This window comes from Pseudoalteromonas sp. MMG024 (genome assembly GCF_021654175.1).
Classification (GTDB): domain Bacteria; phylum Pseudomonadota; class Gammaproteobacteria; order Enterobacterales; family Alteromonadaceae; genus Pseudoalteromonas.
On the sequence record NZ_JAKFZO010000005.1, the window covers coordinates 1 to 19,485 of the forward strand.

The window sequence follows — 19,485 nt, forward strand, 5'->3', positions numbered from 1 at the left end:
GGTGATTACACCGGCTTTTTCAATAGCGTTGTTGTTAGCTTTTCTTAACAGGGCGCTGCCAACCATCAATGTTGCGTTGTTTTGCGCGTGATACAGCTAACTGCTGCTCTGCAACATTGGCGGTAACAACTGAGCCTGCGCCAATTGTGGCTGTTTGACCAATTTCAACAGGCGCTACTAGCGAGCTGTTTGAGCCAATAAACGCGTTATCGCCAATAATGGTTTTAGACTTATTTACACCATCGTAATTACAGGTAATGGTGCCGGCGCCAATATTCACCTTTTCGCCTACTTCTGTATCGCCAAGGTACGTTAAATGATTCGCTTTAGAGCCTTTGCCTAAGCGAGTCTTTTTCATTTCGACAAAGTTACCAATGTGCGAGTCTTCTTCCATAATGGCACCTGGACGAAGGCGTGCAAATGGGCCAAGTGTACATTTAGCAGCAACTCTTGCTTCTTCAACAATAGAGTTAGCTTTAATCACCACACCATCGCCGATTTCGCAGTCTTTTAGCACGCAGTTCGGGCCAATAACCACATCGTCGCCAAGCACTACTTTGCCTTCAAATACTACGTTAACATCAATTTGTACGTCTTGACCTGTGGTGACTTCACCACGCACATCAATACGTGCAGGGTCAGCCAAGCTTGCGCCATTTAGCATTAAATCTTCAGCTTGCCACGCTTGATAAGCACGCTCTAATGCAGCTAGCTGCACGCGATTATTAGCACCTTCAACTTCCATTAAATCGCTTGGTTGGGCAGAGGTAATTTCAACGCCATCAGCGTGCGCCATAGCAACAATATCTGTTAGGTAATATTCGCCTTGAGCATTGTTATTTGATAAGCGGCCGAGCCAATCACGTAACAAACCGCCGTTAACTGCCATAATGCCTGAGTTAATTTCGGTGATTTTTAGTTGCTCTGGGTTGGCATCTTTTTGCTCAACAATACCCACAATATTGCCATCTTTACGCTCAATGCGGCCATAGCCCGATGGATCATCTAAGTTGACGGTTAAAATAGCGAGGCCTTTACTTGGTGTTACATCAAGTAGTGCTTCTAATGTTGATTTTTTAGTAAGTGGTACGTCGCCGTAAAGAATTAATACGGTATCGTCATTCGCGATATGCTCTTTTGCCTGTGCCACCGCGTGGCCAGTACCAAGTTGCTCTGCTTGTAATACCCAGTTCACATCGTTATGCGCTAGGTGCTCTTTTAATAACTCGCCGCCATGACCGTAGACTAAGTTAGTGGTGTTAGCGCCAAGCGATAATGCATTATCAATAACGTGTTGCACCATAGGCTTGTTGGCAACAGGGTGCAGTACTTTCGGCAACTTTGAACGCATACGAGTACCTTTACCCGCAGCGAGAATAACAGTGGTTAATGCCATTAAATTAATTTCCTTTTTTCACATCGATAACAATCCAGCATGGTTAGCGTTAAATAAACCCACTCCCTGTGCCGATTAAACTCACGTTTTAAGATGAGTACCTAAATCATATTGAATTGTAAAAACGGCGGATATTTTAACCTGCATTGCAATTAGTTAAAACAGTGTAAGCGTAATAATAAAACTCAGTATAAAATCGTATTATTGTCTTAATTTCACCAGTTCTTTTTTAATTAAATACTTATTAATTGTTTGTTAAATACTGATTTTAAATGTTTTTTTAGTGAACTTAGATATTGAAAGCCTAGAGCAGATACTTTAATCTTAACGCGAGTGCGAATAATTATCGTTAAGGAAAATGTAAATGAACTTCTCTCGTACGCTAGTTTCAACAGCCATTATTTTTGGCTTATCTACCACAGCGTTTAATGCACAATCCCAAAATAACAATGAAAAATCAGCTGGTGAACAAGATATTGAAACGATTTCAGTATTTGGTCACAAGCTAACTGTGGCAAAGCATGATGCCGCGGCATCGATCTCGCAAGTTAACGACGAACACATTAAGCGTAACCAAGAAGCTGAACTAAGCAATATTTTGAAAGAGTTACCGGGTGTTGATATGGCTGGCAGTGTAACGCCACTTTCAGGTCAACCAGCGATTCGTGGTTTGTATGGCGAACGTATTTTTGTATCAATTGATAATGTGAAACGCAAAACAGAATCAGATGGCGGCAGCAATATTGCAACTATTAATAGCTTAGGTATAGATCCAGCCCAATTAAAGCAAGTTCAGGTACTGCGTGGCGCAGATTCGTTAACCGTAGGTTCTGGCGCAGTAGGTGGTAGTATTCGTTTGGTCACTAAAGATGCAAGCGATTACTTAAATGGTGAAGAAGGTTTTGGCGCTCGCGCTCAGGTAATGCACCAATCTGTGTCTGACTCGAATAGTTTTAGCGGTTCTTTATTTGCATTAACTGCGCAAACAGACACGGTTTTGCATGCCTCTTATGTTGAATTTTCAGATATTGATGTTGTACCAAGCGACGATAAAGGTGACGAAGTTGGCGAGTTAGCCAAGTTGGAAAAAATCAGTAATGACTCAGCTAGAACTAACGCAACAATTAAAAACACGTGGTACTTCGCACCAGATCATAGCTTACAAACCAAACTAGATTGGAGTGAAACCGAATCGCTTAATCAGCCTTATGGGCAGCGTTTGGATTTAGCGCTGCGTTATCCTACTTTGTCTGAAGACTATAAAAATGACTACATTGAATTAATGACTAGTTATACCTATCAGCCAACCTCAGCGCTTATCGATTTAGATGTGCAGGCAGTGTTCTCAAAGAAAAGTTACGATGAAGTAACCATGGGCTACATTGTTAATCGTGGTAATAAAATAGCGTTTGATAAATTAAGTGATGGCAGCAATACACGTACAGGTTTAAGGGTTGCTAACTTATCTGAATTTGAAGGCGTGATTAATCACAAATTAGCGCTTGAGTTCAATTTTGAATACGAAGAATTTGAACAAAATGAACTTGAAGAAGGTGTCAGCTCGACGTTTTACGGTAAAAGTGATTCAACTAATTTCTCATTTGCGGCAATTGACCAAGCCAGCTTTTTAAACGATACATTACTGACCACTGCGGGCTTGCGCTATGATGTCTTTGATCGCAGTAGTACCACATTTGATGATTACGATAATAGCGATAGCGGCGAGTTATCCAGTGAATTAGGCGTAACCTATAAAGCGACTGATTTCCTTAATTTTTATGCAAAATATGCAGAGGCATTTCGCGCACCTTCGGTACAAGAACTGTATAAAAAAGATGAATGGCGCTGCCACATTGGTGGCAAAATTTGCTATCAAGAACCGCAGCCTGATTTAAAGCCAGAGCTTTCAGAAAATATTGAAGTGGGCTTCGGCTTAGATTGGTCTAACGTTGCTTTTGCCGATGTGTTCACTGTTAAGGCTATGTATTTCAATAACGATATCGAAAACTTTATCGATAACGTACCGTTTATGTATTACGTCGACGAAAATGGCAATAAGCAGCTGGGTTCACCAGGCCCTAACCCTAGCAATGGTGTGCCGGTGGCCACGCACCGTGATTACAGCGCGAAGAATATCGGCAAACTTGAAAGCAGCGGTGTTGAATTAGAACTGCATTACTCGCTTAGTAAATTTGATGCGTATTTAGGGTATTCCACAATTGAAATGGATGCGTACGGCGTACCTAACTTCTTTTTAGGTACCATTGAAAATGACAAACAAGCCTATACAGAAGCACCTGCAGATAAACTCACACTTAATCTAAATTACCAAGTGCTTGATAGCCTGAATGTGGGTGTGCAGATGCTCGCATATGCTGAGCAAAAACGCTTGCCAGAAGCCTATTTAGACCGAGGTTGGGGCACTGATTCATACCAACTTTATAATTTAAATGCGAGCTATCAAGGCGAAGGTGTGCTTTCAGGGGTAGGCGTTGTTGTAGGGGTAGATAATATTACCAACGAACGCTATTTACGTGCACCAGCCAGTAATGCAACAGATGCGGGTGAACTAGGGCGTAACTACAAAATTACGGTAAGTTATCAATTCTAATATAAAAAAGCAGGCACACTGTGCCTGCTTTACTTGTCTGTTTATAGCTTAGGTTTTACAAACTTAAGCGTGAAACGGTTACTTTCACCAATAGCAAGGTACTTGGCTTTGTCTTTATCACCTAGTGCAAGTGTTGGTGGTAATGTCCATACGCCTTTTTCGTACTGTGCTTGATCAAGCGGATTGGCATTCACGCCTGAACTGGCAACCAATTTAAAGCCCGCTTTTTTAGCGGCCGCTTCAACTACACTTTGTTTAATGTAACCCGATTGGCGAAAGGCTTCTGTGTCTAGGTTTTCAGGTAATTTATGATCGACCACACCTAACACACCGCCAGGTTTAAGCGCTTTAAATGCAGCATCAAGTGTTGATTGCATCATCTCGTCGCTAGTCATATAAAAATTATGTAAGTTACGGAAAGTTAGCACCATGTCGGCACTGCCAGCAGGGGCCATTTCTGGACTAAATTTAGGGTGAAATTCGGTGATTACAGTTTTACTCAGTGCCGGTGTGTTTTTAATTTTTGCCTGATACTTGGGTAAATGTTTATTGAAGTAACCAATATCTGTACCTGATGGAAAATGCGCTGCAACAAATTTACCTTTTTCAGCCACCATAGGCGCGATAATTTCGGTGTACCAACCGCCGCCTGGCCAAATTTCTACCACATTCATATCTTTGCTTAAACCAAAGAAGTTTAGCGTTTGTTGTGGGTTACGAAATTCATCACGTGCTTTATTTTTATCGCTGCGCACTTCACTTTTTACTGTGTCTTGTAGCGTTGCTGCATGTGCGACCGTGATAGATGCGGTCGCAATTGCTGCACTAACCGCTAGGTTAAGTAAGGTTTTCATGTTTAGTCCCTAAAGGTAATTTATCGGTACAAGCTAAACATAAAACTGTTGATTGTTTAAGCATTTTGCGTCGTAACTTGTTGCAAAATATTTCTATTTAGCCAATTGCTAAATTTTTAATCGATTTTTTAGGTGGTTTTAACTCAAGCAAACTAGCTAATTAATCACGATTTTGTTTCAATTCGTTACAGAATAAACGTGACAACTAGAAGACTCCGAGATGAAGCAAATATTAAAGACCTCACTTGCGATGGCAGTGAGCTTAGCGTTGTGCTCACAGGCCGGCGCAGAAGAAGCAAAAAAAGAAGAGAAAAAAGAGTGGCAAGTTGAAGCGCCACAAGGTGAATTTTTAGATGCCAACATCAAAGTGCAACAAGGTACTTGGATGAACGTAGATGTAAGCCCAGATGGAGAAACACTGGCGTTTGATCTACTTGGTGATATTTACACAATGCCAATTTCAGGCGGTAAAGCAACTAAGCTGACGTCTGATATTCCTTGGCAAATGCAGCCGCGTTTTAGCCCAGATGGCAAAAAAATCGCGTTTACGTCAGACCAAGGTGGCGGCGACAATATTTGGCTAATGAACATTGACGGTTCAAACCAAGTTGCGGTAACCAACGAAACATTCCGTTTATTAAATAGCCCTGTATGGAGTCCTAATGGCGACTTTATCGCTGCGCGTAAACACTTTACGGGCACGCGTTCACTTGGCGCTGGTGAAGTATGGCTTTACCATAAAGCAGGCGGCAAAGGTGTACAGCTAACTAAGCGTGCAAACGATCAAAAAGATTTAGGTGAACCAGCATTTTCACCTGATGGTCGCTATGTTTATTTCTCACAAGATGCGACACCAGGTAAAACTTTTCACTACTCAAAAGATTCTGTTGCGGGCATTTATAAAATTAAACGCTACGACCGTGAAACTGGTGAAATTGAAACCATTATTGAAGGCATGGGTGGCGCAATTCGTCCAACGCCATCACCGGATGGTAAAAAGCTTGCTTACGTAAAACGTGACGATTTCCAATCAAGTCTTTATGTATATGACTTTGCAACGGGTGAGCATACAAAGCTATATGGTGCGCTTGAGCGTGATATGCAGGAAACATGGGCAATTCACGGTGTTTATACGACCATCGCTTGGACCCCTGACAATGAAGAACTGATCTTCTGGGCGGGCGGTAAACTTCACAAGCTGGATGTTGAAAGCAAAAAAGTAAGCGACATTCCATTTGAAGTGGAAACTAGCAAGAAGTTACAAACGGCATTACGTGTTGCACAAAATCTTGATACCAAAGAGTTTGACGTAAAAATGCTACGCAATGTGCAAGTTTCGCCAGATGGTGAAACTGCGATTTTTGAAGCTATGGGTCATATCTATAAGCGTGATTTAGAGTCGGGCAAAGTAAGGCGCCTAACTAAACAAAGCGATCACTTTGAGTTCTTCCCATCTTATTCTCGCGATGGTAAGAAAATAGTGTACGTAACTTGGGATGATAACGAGCAGGGCACTATTCGTGTGGTGTCAGCACGTTCAGGTCGTGGTAAAGACATTGTTGAAACTAAAGGTAAATACGTTGAACCAACCTTTAGTCCAGATGGCGATACTGTGGTGTATCGCAAAATTAAAGGCGGTGCGATTCTAGATCCGAGCTACTCGGTAAAACCGGGTATCTATGCTGTCAGCAGCCGTGGCGGTGACGAAGAATTTATTACTAAACATGGTATTCAACCGCAATTTGGTGCTGAGAACGACCGTATTTATGTAATGCAAGCATGGCCAAAACCATCGCTTTCAGTGGTTGAACTAGCCAGCAAAAAAGAGCGCAAACTATACGAAGCAAAACACGCGACTGAATTCCGTGTATCGCCGGATGGAAAGTACTTAGCGTTTGCTGAGCGTTTTAAAGTATTTGTAACGCCATTTGTGGAGCGCGGAAAAACCATCAATATCGGTCCAAAAGATAGCCAGTTTCCAGTGGAGCAACTATCAGTTCGCGCCGGTGAAAACATTAGCTGGAATACGTCAGCTGATAAACTTTACTGGTCGCTAGGTCCTGAGCTTTACCATGCTGATTTAAACGGTGTGTTTGATATTGCCAAAGATGAGTCAAAGTCGTTTAAAGTTGAAAACGGCCAAAACATTGGCTTTAAACAAAAAATGGATGCACCAAAAGGTGTAATTGCACTGACTGGCGCACGCATCATTACCATGAAAGGTGATGAGGTAATTGAAAATGGTGTAATCGTAACGGATGGTAAGCACATTAAAGCGGTTGGCACTGTGGCTGATGTGAGCGTACCAAGTGATGCATTAATTATCGAGATGAACGGCAAAACCATTATGCCGGGTCTTGTTGATGCACACGCGCACGGTTCGCAAGGTTCAAATGAAATTATTCCTCAGCAAAACTGGGAAAACCTAGCAGGCTTAGCATTTGGTGTAACGACAATTCACGACCCATCAAATGACACAACTGAAGTATTCGCAGCGAGTGAAATGCAAAAAGCCGGTAAAATTGTTGCGCCGCGCATTTTCTCAACCGGTACGATTTTATATGGTGCGAACATGCCAGGTTACACCAGCCATGTTGATAGTCTAGACGATGCGAAATTCCATATTGAGCGTTTACAAAAAGTGGGTGCGATTAGTGTTAAATCGTACAACCAGCCTCGTCGTAATCAGCGTCAACAAGTTGTGCAAGCTGCACGTGAACTAGGCATGATGGTAGTGCCAGAAGGCGGCTCATTACTGCAGCATAACTTAACCATGGTGGTGGATGGCCACACGGGTGTTGAACACTCACTACCAGTGGCGAATATTTATGATGATATTAAGCAGCTGTGGAGCCAAACTAAAGTAGGTTATACACCAACGTTAGGTGTTGCCTATGGTGGTATTTGGGGTGAAAACTACTGGTACGATAAAACAGATGTGTGGTCGCACCCAATTCTGTCGAAATACGTACCTAAGAACAAGTTACTACCGCGCTCAATGCGCCGCGTTAAAGCGCCTGATCATCATTATAATCACGTAAATAACGCCCGTGTTTCGAAAGAATTACAAGACTTAGATGTACTAGTGAACATTGGTGCACACGGTCAACGTGAAGGGTTAGCGGCACACTGGGAAATGTGGATGTTCGCGCAAGGCGGCATGGCACCACTTGAGGTGATCCGCACTGCAACCATCGACCCTGCAACGCACTTCGGTTTAGATAAACACATTGGTTCACTTGAAGTAGGTAAGCTTGCCGACTTAATGGTGATCGATGGCAACCCGTTAGAAAATATTCGCGATACTGATAAAGTAACGCACACTATGATTAACGGTCGTTTATTTGATACTGCAACGATGAATGAAGTAGGTAAGAAAAAACGCGAAAAGCTGTATTTTGAAAAATAAGCTTTACGTAATCTGATTTCAGGTTAAATAACGAAAAGGCTGAACGTAGGTTCAGCCTTTTTTATTTCCTCTAACAATATCTATTTACCTACCGTTATCGAACTTTTTCAAATATATTCAAAGGCTTTTCGAACATGAATCTCTATCGATTAGTAGCAAATTTACACCAGCACACAACCGAGCGAGAGAGCTGCTCTGATTAGTTGAGAACATGCAGCTATATTTTTGTTTAAGTTATATACTTATAGCGATCTAGATGCAGTAAGGTGATGTGTGAAAGTGAATAGTGTCGTGCGTGTTTGGTTGTTTTTAATGCTGCTGATGTGGTCAGTGTTTGCTAGTGCCAATTCCCATATGAAAGTTGTTTTTATTAACCCGGGTTATGCCACAGACAATGATTCTGGCGACTTTTGGCCAAACGTGAATCACTTTATGGTTGCCGCTGCAAACGACCTCAACATAGATCTCGTATCATTGCATGCTGAACGCAATCATATTCTGATGAAAAAACTGGTTAGCGACGCGATAGCGCTAAAGCCCGATTACTTAATTCTGGTAAATGAAAAGCAAATGTTACCGCAAATGCTAGAGCAGCTTGTTGACACCGATATTAAAGTGTTTTTGTTGCTCAACAAATTTAGTCGCTCACAGCAGGCATCTCTGCCAGATAACATCAAAAGCAAAGTGATAGGATGCTTATCGCCGAACAATAAAAAGGTAGGTGAACAGCTTGCAGAGGCATTAATTAAACGCGCTGGTGAACTTAAAAAACAGCAGCTTACTATGTATGCACTGCTTGGTGATTATAATACACCGGCGGCAGAGGAGCGTCGCTTTGGTTTGCAGCGCGCTTTAAAAAAGCACCCTCATGTGAGTTTAATTGATTCAACGGTTGCTAGTTGGTCTGAGTCGAAAGCTTACAAAAAAACCTATGGCGTATTGTCAAAGTATCCCGCTGACATTATTTGGTCGGCAAATGACGCAATGGCGTTTGGTGCAATTGCAGCGGTAAATAAGCTAAAGCAATCAGATAAGGTCATTATTGGCGGCATTAATTGGGATGTTCATGATAAAGCATATGCGACCGATGTGTCTTTTGGTGGGCATGTAACATTAGGCGCAAAAGCATTATTGATGCTGCATGATAATCACCTCTACCCTAAAAAGGCGGGCGCCATGAGTCAGCAACTCGCAATTTTTGAGTCCTCGGACTCACCAGCTCGAGAGCCGTTTGGCAAACTATTACGTGAACAAGAATTCGAACAAATCGATTTTTCGCGTTTTTCTGTGTCGGCGCAGCAACCGCTAGAATTTAACTTGCAAAACTTGGTTAATACTCGGCATTAGAATCTTGCTGTGAAAGAGAATTTTTGACGCGCTCGACGCGTAATCATGCAAGGGCTTAGCGCAGGTTGCAAATCATTACGCCGATGATTTGCTCGGCGCTAATCGGTCCTATTTGGCAGCAGGCTAAACTGTTAGGGTCGTCACCAGCTAACCAATAAAGACCATTTTTATCTTGATAGGCAATGCGTTGAATTATGGCACCAAAAATAGGGTGTGCGACTTTAACTATTTGCCCTTTTTTTAAATGTTTCATACTGCCAAAGCTATGTAATAGCACATAATTATTGGGCATTATCGCGGGCGACATGCTGTTGCCAGTTACTTTATTTATGCTTAATCCGAACATTTTTTGTGTTCTCTGTTTTAAGCGATGCGTCGCAATTTGCCGTAACAATTTCAAATTTAAATAGTTTATCGAGCTGAGTTAGAGCCCTATTCAAGCTTGCTGCTTTTTTCATCTTCCCTCCTTAGCAAGGTTACGCATTTTTACCTTGTAACTGACAAAAACGAACAGTAATACCGTTGGTGTTATCCATGCTAGGTGAATCAACAGGTCAAACAATGGGCTATGATCATGCCCTGTATGTGCCATAAGGCTGTGTGGTAGCAATAAACATATTGCTATGATTTTGATGTATAAATTAGACATACCAAACTCCCTAACTAGTGCACTAACGCAGCTTTTAATTTTGCGTTTTTAATATCTGCGGGGGCGGCACACACATGATCAAGCACATCCATACAGCGAGTGTAATTTGCATGCTTTCCTTTAAATACCGAAATGCTTTTAAACGTGACTGAGGACATTTGTAAGGCATGGCTTTGTGCATGCTCTGAGATAGCTTTATTGTTGGCTTGCTGTAATACGCGATAATGGGCGTGCAATAAACATTGCAGTGCACGTTCTAGCTGGCCTTGTTGTTCGTAGGTGGCAGCGAGGTTCTGATAACCGCATACCCAAGCTTGCATCGCTTCTAAGTTGCTAACTTCTTGTTGCCATAGCAAATCAACCAGCTCAATAGCGCGATTGTAGTAGCCTTCCGCCTCTAGCCAATTATGTGAATCAAAACACTCATTGCCTTTAATCATTGTGGATTGCCAGCTCATATTAAAATACCTAACCTACCAACTTAATGATAATGATTATTGATCGCGTTTGAGCTGTTGTAAAGAAAAAAGGCTCAATTAGATTGAGCCTTGCGTGCTAGGGAACTTAGCTATAAGTTGATTTTACAGCTTAGGGTTTATAAAACTTAGACTGTTTAATGATTTGGATATCCGGTTGCTCGATAGCTTGAACTTTAAAGCGAACATCCGTTACTTTTTGTTTTAAATCATAGCCATCAGCCGTAATCGTGACTGGGAACTGGCTCATCTCACCAGCTGGAATAACAATGTTTTGTGGTGCGCTTAGCACAAAACGTGAATCTTCGAGCAGTGTTAGCGTGTAATTCAGTGTATTTTGCGTTTTATTGGTAATTCTTAGCGTGTAGGTGTTCTCAGTTAACCCTTCGTAATTCACCCGATACAGCGCATTTCGGTCACGCAGAATACTGGTTTCAATAGGTACGCGTAAATTCATCCAAATCAGCATAGTGACGATTACTAAGCCGGTAAAAAATCCATAACCTACTAGCTTTAAACGGAATTTATTGGTCTTTTGGCCAGCTAGTTGGTGTTCACTGGTGTAACTAATTAAACCTTTTTGGTAATTAAACTTATCCATGGTTTCGTCACAAGCATCAATACATGCGCCACAGTTAATGCACTCGTATTGCATGCCGTTACGAATATCAATACCGGCAGGACACACTTCAACGCACAGGTTACAGTCAACACAATCACCTAAACCAAGTTGTTTCGGATCATCTTTACGTTTGCGGCGACCGCGTGATTCACCACGTTTTTCATCGTAGGCAACCACATACGTATCTTTGTCGAACATTACTGCTTGAAAGCGAGAATACGGGCACATGTAAATACACATTTTCTCTCTTAAGAAACCTGCGTTACCGTAAGTACATACGGCAAATAGACCTACCCAAAACCAAATCAAGCCAGACCAATCTAAGGTTACTAAATTGCTATATAACTCTTTAACAGGCACAAAGTAGCTAAGAAAGGTGGTAGCAGTTAAAAATGAAATACTCAGCCAAGCTAAATGCTTGAGGCCTTTTTTGCGAAATTTTTCAAATGACATGGGTGATTTATCAAGCTTAATGCGTTTATTGCGGTTGCCTTCCACTTTTTCTTCAACCCAAATAAACATCATCATCCATACCGTTTGCGGGCAGGTGTAACCACACCAAACTCGACCGAGCCAGGTGGTAACAAAAAATAGCGCAAATGCACCCGCCATAAATATCCATGCTAGCAAGGTGAAATCTTGCGGGAATAAGGTGGTATTAAAAAAGCGAAACTGCTGCGCGCCGATATCGAGTAATATGGCTTGCTGACCTTGGTAAGGAATAAAAGGGATTAAGATAAATGCCAACATCAATGCCCAGCCAATATAGCGGCGTAACTTTTGGTATTTACCTTTTTGTGATCTGACGTAAATTGGCCCCTCAGTTTTGTAGGGCTTAATGATCAAATCTTCTTCTTTGATATCAAACTTCATAATATTTCTCGACAGTAGATAGAGCATTGCGCTTATCTAGTGCTTAACAAATACTATGCCAAAAAGAGGTTGCTGTAACCTTATGAAATATAAGGTTAATTATTGTTATTGGTTTTTGTCTAAGCCGCGTTATTTCGCGTGTCCGCGATATATCGTGGATTTTAGCTGTTATTTTTATGATAAAAACAGCTAAAAATGTCATTTTATACTCGTGTAATACCAAGTTTTTTCATTTTTGAGCGCAGGGTGCTTTCAGGTAGGTCGAGTAGTTTGGCCGCGCCATTACTCCCGCCTATTTTACCTGAGCATTGCTCAAGCACTTGCTCTATGTAAGAGCGCTCCATTTCTGCTAGCGTAAGTTGTGCAAAGTTACTGGCATCTAAATTGGCTTGAAAATCTTGCTTGATTTGAATCAGCGAACTCTGACTTAAGATGACTTCGCGTTCGAGTACGTTTTGTAGTTCACGAATATTGCCGGGCCAATGATAGGTTGCAAGGCGCTTTAAACTGGCCTTGCTGATGCCTTTGATTGGTTTACTCAATTTGCGAGCCAGCTCCGAAATAATATTATGACAAAGCAAAGGCAAATCATCTAAGCGCTCTCTCAGAGCAGGCATAGTAAGGGGGAAAACGTTAAGGCGATAATATAAATCCATACGAAACTCGCCTTGCTGAACCATTTTTAATAAGTCTTTGTTAGTTGCTGCGATAACGCGAATATCAACCTTAATTGTTTGGTTACCGCCAACACGTTCAAATTCTTGTTCTTGCAGCACACGCAGCAATTTGCTCTGTGCTTCAAGGCTTAGCTCGCCGACTTCGTCTAAAAACAAGGTGCCTTTATCCGCTAGTTCAAAGCGTCCTTTACGTCTTTCGGTAGCGCCAGTAAATGCGCCTTTTTCATGACCGAATAGCTCGCTTTCTAACAAGCTAGGTGTAAAGGCCGCGCAATTTACTTTAACCAAAGTATTGTGACAGCGTTTACTTAAGCGATGAATATTACGGGCTATAAGCTCTTTACCTGTGCCGTTTTCACCTAAGATCAGCACAGTGCTGTCGGTTTTACTGACTAAACTTACTTGTTCAAGCAATTGCTTAAATCGCGGGCTTTGTCCTACTAAGCCAGAGTCGCTCCAGTTCTCGTCGATTTCACTTTGAAGATAAGTATTTTCTGCTTGTAATTGTTCAGATAAGGCTTGCACTTGGGCTAGTGCTTCACGCAGTGCGCGATCGCTTTCTTGCTGCTTAGTTACATCGCGGAAGATTGCAACAGCACCAACTATTTCGCCATTTTTATAAACGGGAGTTGAGGTGTATTCCACTGGAAAGCTTGAACCATCTTTGCGCCAAAATACTTCATGGCTAATACTGCGCTCTTGTCCGTCTTGCATGGTGGCATAAATATTACATTCATGCGCTGGGTATGGGCTGCCATCGGCGTGGCTATGATGATGATATTGGTGAATTTTTTCGCCGAGTAATTCGCCGGCTTGCCAACCTGTCATGCGTTCTGCTGCAGGGTTTATAAATACTGCTTTTCCTTCTAAATCAAAACCATAAACGCCTTCACCAACTGCATTTAACAATAGCTCTGAGTCTGCTAGCAAGTTTTTAAGATTATCCATATATCACAACCCACGAAATATCGAGGGCCAATAATGCCAAGCTTAACATCAAATTACCAGCAACTAATCATCTGTATTTTAATGATAAGTGGCAATATAAAATGACGAGCGATCTGTTTATCCCTTTGTTTACCCGTAAAATATTGCAAACAATAAGAAAAAGCGGGAAAAACAATGACACAGGCAATGATCCGTGTGGAAGAGGTAAGTAAGCAGTACGCCTCAACTAAAGCGGTTAATCAGTTAAGCTTTGCGGTAAATAAAGGCGAAATTTTTGCCTTATTAGGGCCTAACGGCGCAGGTAAATCATCGCTCGTACGTATGTTAGTAGGTTTTACAAAACCTGATAGCGGAAAAGTATCAATTCAATTAGATGGCAGCTACTTTAGTGAAATTCCGGCGAATAAACTGGGCTACTTACCAGAAGACCGCGGACTCTATGGCGAAAAAACCTTACTGCAAAACCTTCATTACTTTGCTGCGCTGCATGGTGTAAGTAAACAACAAGCAAAACAAAATATTGATTACTGGCTAAAGCGATTTGATTTACTAGGCCGCGAAAATGAACCGCTTAAATCACTTTCAAAAGGCAACCAGCAAAAAGTACAGCTGATCACCGCAATTTTACACAGTCCCGAAATTGTTATTTTGGATGAGCCATTCTCTGGACTCGATCCGATTAACCAAGAAAAAGTTGTATTGTTTTTAGCAGAATTAAAGCAACAGGGAATGACGGTTATTTTAAGTGCCCACCAAATGGCGATGGTAGAAAAAATGGCCGATAGAATGATGTTAATGAACAAAGGCGAAGCTGTTTTATATGGTTCACTTAGCGCGATTAGGGAACAAATTGGTGGTGCATTAGAACTTGAAGTGAGCTTTAGCGGTGAATTAAATGCCGAAGCACTGCAAACGCATTTTGGCGACATTAACTACCGCCTAAATAAAGCGAATACCTTGGTTGTTACGTTAAACGACAAAGCACAGCTAAATGAGGCGTTAGCAATCTTGCCTAAGTTAGGTCACGTCGAGCACTTATCGAGCCGCACAATGGATTTACATCAAATGTATTTAAAAGCAATTGAATCGCACCAAAAGCATGCGTTAACTGAGGAGAGTAGTGATGAATAACCAAGTAACACAAGTTGCTAAATGGGAGTTTATGCACTTTTTCAAATGGAAGCAGGAGCTTATTAGCAAGTTAATTATGCTGGTAATCGCTGTGGTTGTGTTTTTTTGGCAAAGTGCGTCAAGTTTCACTAGCAGTGATTATCGCATTGCCATTTCGGCTAATAGCCCTTTTGAAATGACCTTAGATGGGTATGCGTTTACGCAAACACAAGACGATAAAGAAAAGCTTATTTCCGCCCTTGAGGCGCAAGAATTTGATGCTGTGTTACTCATTGATGAAGCCGTAAGCCCTGTAAACATTGAGTTTATTAGCAAAGGAAAAATGGCGTGGCAACAGACGCTGCAAAATGCGCTAAAACAGCATTATGTTGAAAAAATCAGCGATAAACTTTCGCTTTCGGCGCAGCAATTAGCATTGATTAACAACCCAATTTTAGTTTCAGCTGTGTATTTAGACCAAAATATCAAAAGTGAAGAAAGCCATTCAAGCGCTACAGCAATAGGTGTTTTAGTGTTGTTATCGGTTGGTATTTTTATGTCGTTTGCACAGGTGTTTGTCTCGATTACCGGCGAAAAGCAGCAGCGTGTAACAGAGCAACTTTACGCCACAATGAGCGCACAAACTTGGGTCGACGGTAAAATTCTAGGTCAAGTGTTACTGGCATTGAAAGCCATGTTAAGTACCGTTATTTCGGTATTGTTAGGCGTTGCATTTTTACAGGTGATTATTCAAGGACAAGCACTCGACCTGTCGTTTATTGATTGGGCTTTATTGCCTTGGGTATTGGCGTTTGCGTTGCTAGGGCTTTATTTTTCAACGGCGTTTATGGCGGCAATTGCAGCTGCGATTGATGATCCAAACCACAGCGGAAAGTCGTCATTTATGATGATCCCGCTTGTACCAATGATTTTAGCGTTTGTATTAATGGATAGCCCAAGCGGTTGGGTTATGACGTTTTTAAGTTACTTCCCACTTACGGCATTTGCTGTAATGCCCGTTAAGATGGCGTTGGTTGATGTGGCAATTTGGCAACCTATTTTGTCACTGGTACTGACACTGGCATTGTGCATTTATATGCGTGGTGTGGCTGGACGCTTATTTAAAATGGGCATGGTGATGTATGGTAAAGAGCCAAGCTTTAAACAAATGTTAGGGTGGGCGATTTCAGAACGCTAATATTAAAAAGAGGCATCGGCCTCTTTTTTTAAGCATATTTACTGCCAATTATTTCTGATTCGGTTGAATTTTTGAGCTAAATCAAGTTTCGCATCGGCTGATAATTGGTTAGGAAATAAACTTGATTTAAGTCAATTCTCAATCTCAAAACGGGCGCATACTTAATTCCAGAAACCGATTTATCACCGATAAGTTGGATAGTTTAAGAAGGAATTTCGTTATGAGAAATGTGCAAAAATCAGAAATTATCGTTACGGTTATCGCAGTATTAGCATTAGTTGTTACTGTTGTGGGTCACTTAGCTGGTGCAAGCATTGCTAACTCAAGTTCGTTTGGCATTATTGCAGCGCCTGTACCTTTGCTACTATTTATCATTGCATTTGCAGCGTATAAGTATGCTGCATCTCATGACGAAGATTCAGGTCATTAAACTTGTCCCAATTAGTTTTACTTTACTTGCGACAAAGGCAGCATTAGCTGCCTTTTTTCGTACTAATTTGAAAACAATTTAACTTAGTCTAAGTAAGCGTTTAACATCCAAACTAGTTTCTCTTGCTCTTTAATATAATCACTCATTAGTGAGGCTGTACCTTCATCCTCGGCGTCACCGGCTAAAGTTAGTATTGAGCGCTGTGTTGCAATTAATTCACTAAAGCCAGTAAGTAGGTTGTTAATCGCTTCGCGCCCAGCACTAATGTTTTTTGCTTCAGTGATCTTGCTGTTGGCAAGGTAGTCTGAAAAACCGTGTAGCGGTTCACCGCCTAGCGTTAAAATTCGCTCAGCGATTTCATCAACTTTCAACAGTAAATCGTTGTAGATTTCTTCAAATTTTGCGTGCAACTCGAAGAAGTTTTCGCCTTTAATATTCCAGTGAAAACCACGGGCATTCATGTACTGAATTTGGTAACTGCTAAGTAAGGTATTTAGTTCAGCAACTAAGTTGTTTGTAATCGTTTTGTCTAATCCAATAATTGAAACGTTTTTCATAACCCACCTCATATTCAATGTATTTAATATATTTAATTTGTTTCGATGGGTTTATTATCAGATAAGTTTTTAATTGAATAAATCACTTAAAGTCGATTGCTATATTCTGTTTTTGTGATGACAAAATGGACTCAATGTAATCCATTACTTTGCGGGAATAAATGAGACTGGTATGGCTTAAATGAAAGACTTTGTGCTCTGCCATGCCTTTGAGTTTAGTTTCATCAAGCAATACAGTGCCGTCAGATTCACTGTTTTTCTTAATAAGCGGCATTAAACCAAGTGGCAGATCACCTGCAATACTGTAAAGTTTGGCGCTAAATGGCCAGTCGTGGTTTTCAGATAAAAGAAACTCAACACTATTTTTTAAAAATAAGTCAAAGCCCTTATCTTTCATGTGTTTGGCAAGTGTGGCGCCTTTGTGGGGAGTGCCTAATGTGATAACTTTTTTAACATTTGCTGCGTGTTGGCTATTGGCTTCAAGGTAGGCGCGTGCAATTAACCCGCCCATAGAGTGGCAAACAAACGCGGTATTTTCACCGTCAATAAAGCTATCGATTTGCTGAAAAATAGTTGCAGTATTTGGCGATAAGCTTTGATAACTTAAATTCAGGGTATCAAAGCCAAGTTTTGTTATGCGTTTACTGAGCGGCAGCATAACAAAGCCCGACATATACAGGCCGTGTAAAATAACTACTTTTTTTATCGCCATACTACTTTCACTTATAAAATGGTGATTGGCTCGATAAGAATTGAATCGGTATCGTTGCTGACCCAAACTTGACCATCTTGCACAGTAACAGACAACTGCATATGTCTTGCAGCTAATGGAATAAGTTGTTGAGACTGCTCAAATGGAAGGCTAAACACGCGTAAGTTGGTGTGCTGGAAAAACTTACCTTGGTGCTTTTCAAGCCACACTTTTTGGTCGCCGTCGCCATAGGTATATAAAATGGCTTGTTTTGACTGGTTGCAGGCTTTTTTCAGGCGTTTTTCGTCAGGTAAACCAAGATCGATCCAAGTTTCGATTTCGTCGCTTAATGACTTTTGCCAAATTTCAGGTTCATCGTCAGCGCACAATCCTTTAGTGAAGCTCAACGTATCTGAAGCATTTAATGCAAATGCTAAAATGCGGATCATTAAACGGTGGTCGTTTTCTGATGGATGCTGAGCAATTGTTAGACTGTAATCACCGTAGTGGTGTCTATCCATGTCGCTTAGGTTAAGCGATAGCTTATGTACTTGTGACTTTAACGCCATAATTTCTATTAATGTAAGAAAGGTTACTGCTATTGTAACTGAATATAGTTAAAATACGTGTACTTTCATGCTTTGGAGAAAATAAATGGCGATTCAGTGGTTTCCTGGTCATATGAATAAGGCGCGCAATGAGATAAAAGAAATCATGCCGCAAATGGACGTGATTATTGAAGTGCTGGATGCGCGTATTCCTTACAGTAGTGAAAACCCTATGGTTGGCGACCTACGTGGTGATAAACCCGTGATTAAAATCTTAAATAAAGCTGACCTTGCCGACCCTGAAATGACCAAAGCGTGGATGACGTATCTTGAGCGTGAAGCGGGTGTTAAAACCTTACCGCTTGATAACAATAAATCGAGCGAAGTGCATTTAATCAACGACCTCTGTAAAAAGCTAGTACCTCATAAAGTAGGTGCTGATAAGCAAATTAAAGCCATGATTATGGGCATTCCAAATGTGGGAAAATCAACACTTATCAATACATTAGCTGGCCGCATTGTTGCTAAAACAGGTAATGAACCAGCGGTAACTAAGGCGCAGCAAAAGATCCGTTTAGAAGACGGCATTATGCTGTACGACACGCCAGGAATGTTATGGCCAAAAGTTGAAAACGAAAATTCAGGTTACCGTTTAGCGGCAACCGGTGCGATTCGTGATACCGCGATTAACTATGAAGAAGTGGCGAGTTACACTGCTGAGTATTTATTATCAGCCTACCCAGCGTTATTAAAATCACGTTATAAAATGGATGAATTACCAGAGCAAGACTGGGAGTTTATTGAACAAGCAGGGCGTAAACGTGGCTGTATTCGTTCAGGCAACCAAGTTGATACCCACAAAATGTCTGAAATTCTGATCAATGAACTGCGTGATGCTGTGATTGGTCGCATTTCGATGGAAACACCAGAGATGCGTGAAGAAGAAGAGGTTATGGTAGCTGAATTACGCGCCAAAGCCGAAGCTAAAAAGCAGGCACGTGAAGAAGAGAAAAAACAACGTCGTGCTCGCGCCCGTAAAAATCGCCGCTAAGCTTGGATTTAGAGTAATTATTCACTACAGTTAAAACA

General features: G+C 41.3%; 16 protein-coding genes. 7 read left to right on the forward strand and 9 right to left on the reverse strand.

Annotated features, from left to right (window positions below):
- Positions 1-34: 34 nt before the first annotated feature.
- Entirely contained in the window at positions 35-1,396 is a 1,362-nt protein-coding gene (glmU, locus tag L1068_RS05830; protein WP_237129468.1) for a bifunctional UDP-N-acetylglucosamine diphosphorylase/glucosamine-1-phosphate N-acetyltransferase GlmU, read from the reverse strand.
- A 364-nt stretch (positions 1,397-1,760) separates the two neighbouring features.
- On the opposite strand from glmU, the gene L1068_RS05835 reads away from it, so the two are divergent.
- The gene (locus L1068_RS05835; protein ID WP_237129469.1) at positions 1,761-4,007 is read left to right on the forward strand and encodes a TonB-dependent receptor; all 2,247 of its coding nucleotides are present in this window, start codon (positions 1,761-1,763) and stop codon (positions 4,005-4,007) included.
- A gap of 41 nt (positions 4,008-4,048) precedes the next feature.
- On the opposite strand, the gene L1068_RS05840 is transcribed toward L1068_RS05835, so the two are convergent.
- Positions 4,049-4,861, reverse strand: a complete 813-nt coding sequence (locus L1068_RS05840) for a methyltransferase (protein WP_237129470.1) — start codon at positions 4,859-4,861, stop codon at positions 4,049-4,051.
- 220 nt (positions 4,862-5,081) lie between these two features.
- Between L1068_RS05840 and L1068_RS05845 the strand changes: the two genes are divergently transcribed.
- Together L1068_RS05845 and L1068_RS05850 are read left to right on the forward strand one after the other, a co-directional pair.
- A complete protein-coding gene (locus L1068_RS05845) occupies positions 5,082-8,270 on the forward strand; it encodes an amidohydrolase family protein (RefSeq protein WP_237129471.1) in 3,189 nt (1,062 codons plus the stop codon).
- Positions 8,271-8,543: 273 nt separating this feature from the next.
- Positions 8,544-9,617 (forward strand): substrate-binding domain-containing protein, encoded by a 1,074-nt coding sequence (locus L1068_RS05850; RefSeq protein ID WP_237129472.1) that lies wholly within the window; start codon positions 8,544-8,546, stop codon positions 9,615-9,617.
- A 55-nt stretch (positions 9,618-9,672) separates the two neighbouring features.
- Here the strand turns inward: L1068_RS05850 and sodX are convergent, their stop codons facing one another.
- The 4 genes from sodX to L1068_RS05870 form a co-directional block, all read right to left on the reverse strand.
- Positions 9,673-9,963 (reverse strand): nickel-type superoxide dismutase maturation protease, encoded by a 291-nt coding sequence (sodX, locus tag L1068_RS05855; protein ID WP_010561425.1) that lies wholly within the window; start codon positions 9,961-9,963, stop codon positions 9,673-9,675.
- A gap of 317 nt (positions 9,964-10,280) precedes the next feature.
- Positions 10,281-10,724 carry a hypothetical protein gene (locus L1068_RS05860; protein ID WP_237129473.1) on the reverse strand — a complete coding sequence of 148 codons (444 nt, stop codon included), beginning with the start codon at positions 10,722-10,724 and terminating at the stop codon, positions 10,281-10,283.
- A gap of 130 nt (positions 10,725-10,854) precedes the next feature.
- On the reverse strand, positions 10,855-12,237 hold the full coding sequence (ccoG, locus tag L1068_RS05865) for a cytochrome c oxidase accessory protein CcoG (protein WP_237129474.1): 1,383 nt from the start codon (positions 12,235-12,237) through the stop codon (positions 10,855-10,857).
- Between the two features lie 203 nt (positions 12,238-12,440).
- Positions 12,441-13,862 carry a sigma 54-interacting transcriptional regulator gene (locus tag L1068_RS05870; RefSeq protein WP_054980914.1) on the reverse strand — a complete coding sequence of 474 codons (1,422 nt, stop codon included), beginning with the start codon at positions 13,860-13,862 and terminating at the stop codon, positions 12,441-12,443.
- 174 nt (positions 13,863-14,036) lie between these two features.
- Between L1068_RS05870 and L1068_RS05875 the strand changes: the two genes are divergently transcribed.
- From L1068_RS05875 to L1068_RS05885, 3 genes are all read left to right on the forward strand, one after another.
- Positions 14,037-14,993: an ATP-binding cassette domain-containing protein gene (locus tag L1068_RS05875; RefSeq protein ID WP_237129475.1), complete on the forward strand. Its 957-nt coding sequence runs from the start codon at positions 14,037-14,039 to the stop codon at positions 14,991-14,993.
- A complete protein-coding gene (locus L1068_RS05880) occupies positions 14,986-16,170 on the forward strand; it encodes an ABC transporter permease (protein ID WP_237129476.1) in 1,185 nt (394 codons plus the stop codon). The genes L1068_RS05875 and L1068_RS05880 overlap by 8 nt, the downstream gene beginning before the upstream one ends.
- Before the next feature lie 220 nt (positions 16,171-16,390).
- Positions 16,391-16,600, forward strand: a complete 210-nt coding sequence (locus L1068_RS05885; protein ID WP_010561433.1) for a hypothetical protein — start codon at positions 16,391-16,393, stop codon at positions 16,598-16,600.
- 83 nt (positions 16,601-16,683) lie between these two features.
- Here the strand turns inward: L1068_RS05885 and L1068_RS05890 are convergent, their stop codons facing one another.
- From L1068_RS05890 to L1068_RS05900, 3 genes are all read right to left on the reverse strand, one after another.
- Positions 16,684-17,157, reverse strand: a complete 474-nt coding sequence (locus L1068_RS05890; RefSeq protein WP_237129477.1) for a Dps family protein — start codon at positions 17,155-17,157, stop codon at positions 16,684-16,686.
- An 82-nt stretch (positions 17,158-17,239) separates the two neighbouring features.
- Positions 17,240-17,869, reverse strand: a complete 630-nt coding sequence (locus tag L1068_RS05895; protein ID WP_237129478.1) for an alpha/beta hydrolase — start codon at positions 17,867-17,869, stop codon at positions 17,240-17,242.
- 11 nt (positions 17,870-17,880) lie between these two features.
- On the reverse strand, positions 17,881-18,417 hold the full coding sequence (locus tag L1068_RS05900; RefSeq protein ID WP_010561436.1) for a YaeQ family protein: 537 nt from the start codon (positions 18,415-18,417) through the stop codon (positions 17,881-17,883).
- A gap of 85 nt (positions 18,418-18,502) precedes the next feature.
- Here L1068_RS05900 and ylqF point away from each other — a divergent pair, with 85 nt between their 5' ends.
- Entirely contained in the window at positions 18,503-19,447 is a 945-nt protein-coding gene (ylqF, locus tag L1068_RS05905; protein ID WP_010561437.1) for a ribosome biogenesis GTPase YlqF, read from the forward strand.
- Positions 19,448-19,485 lie beyond the last annotated feature (38 nt).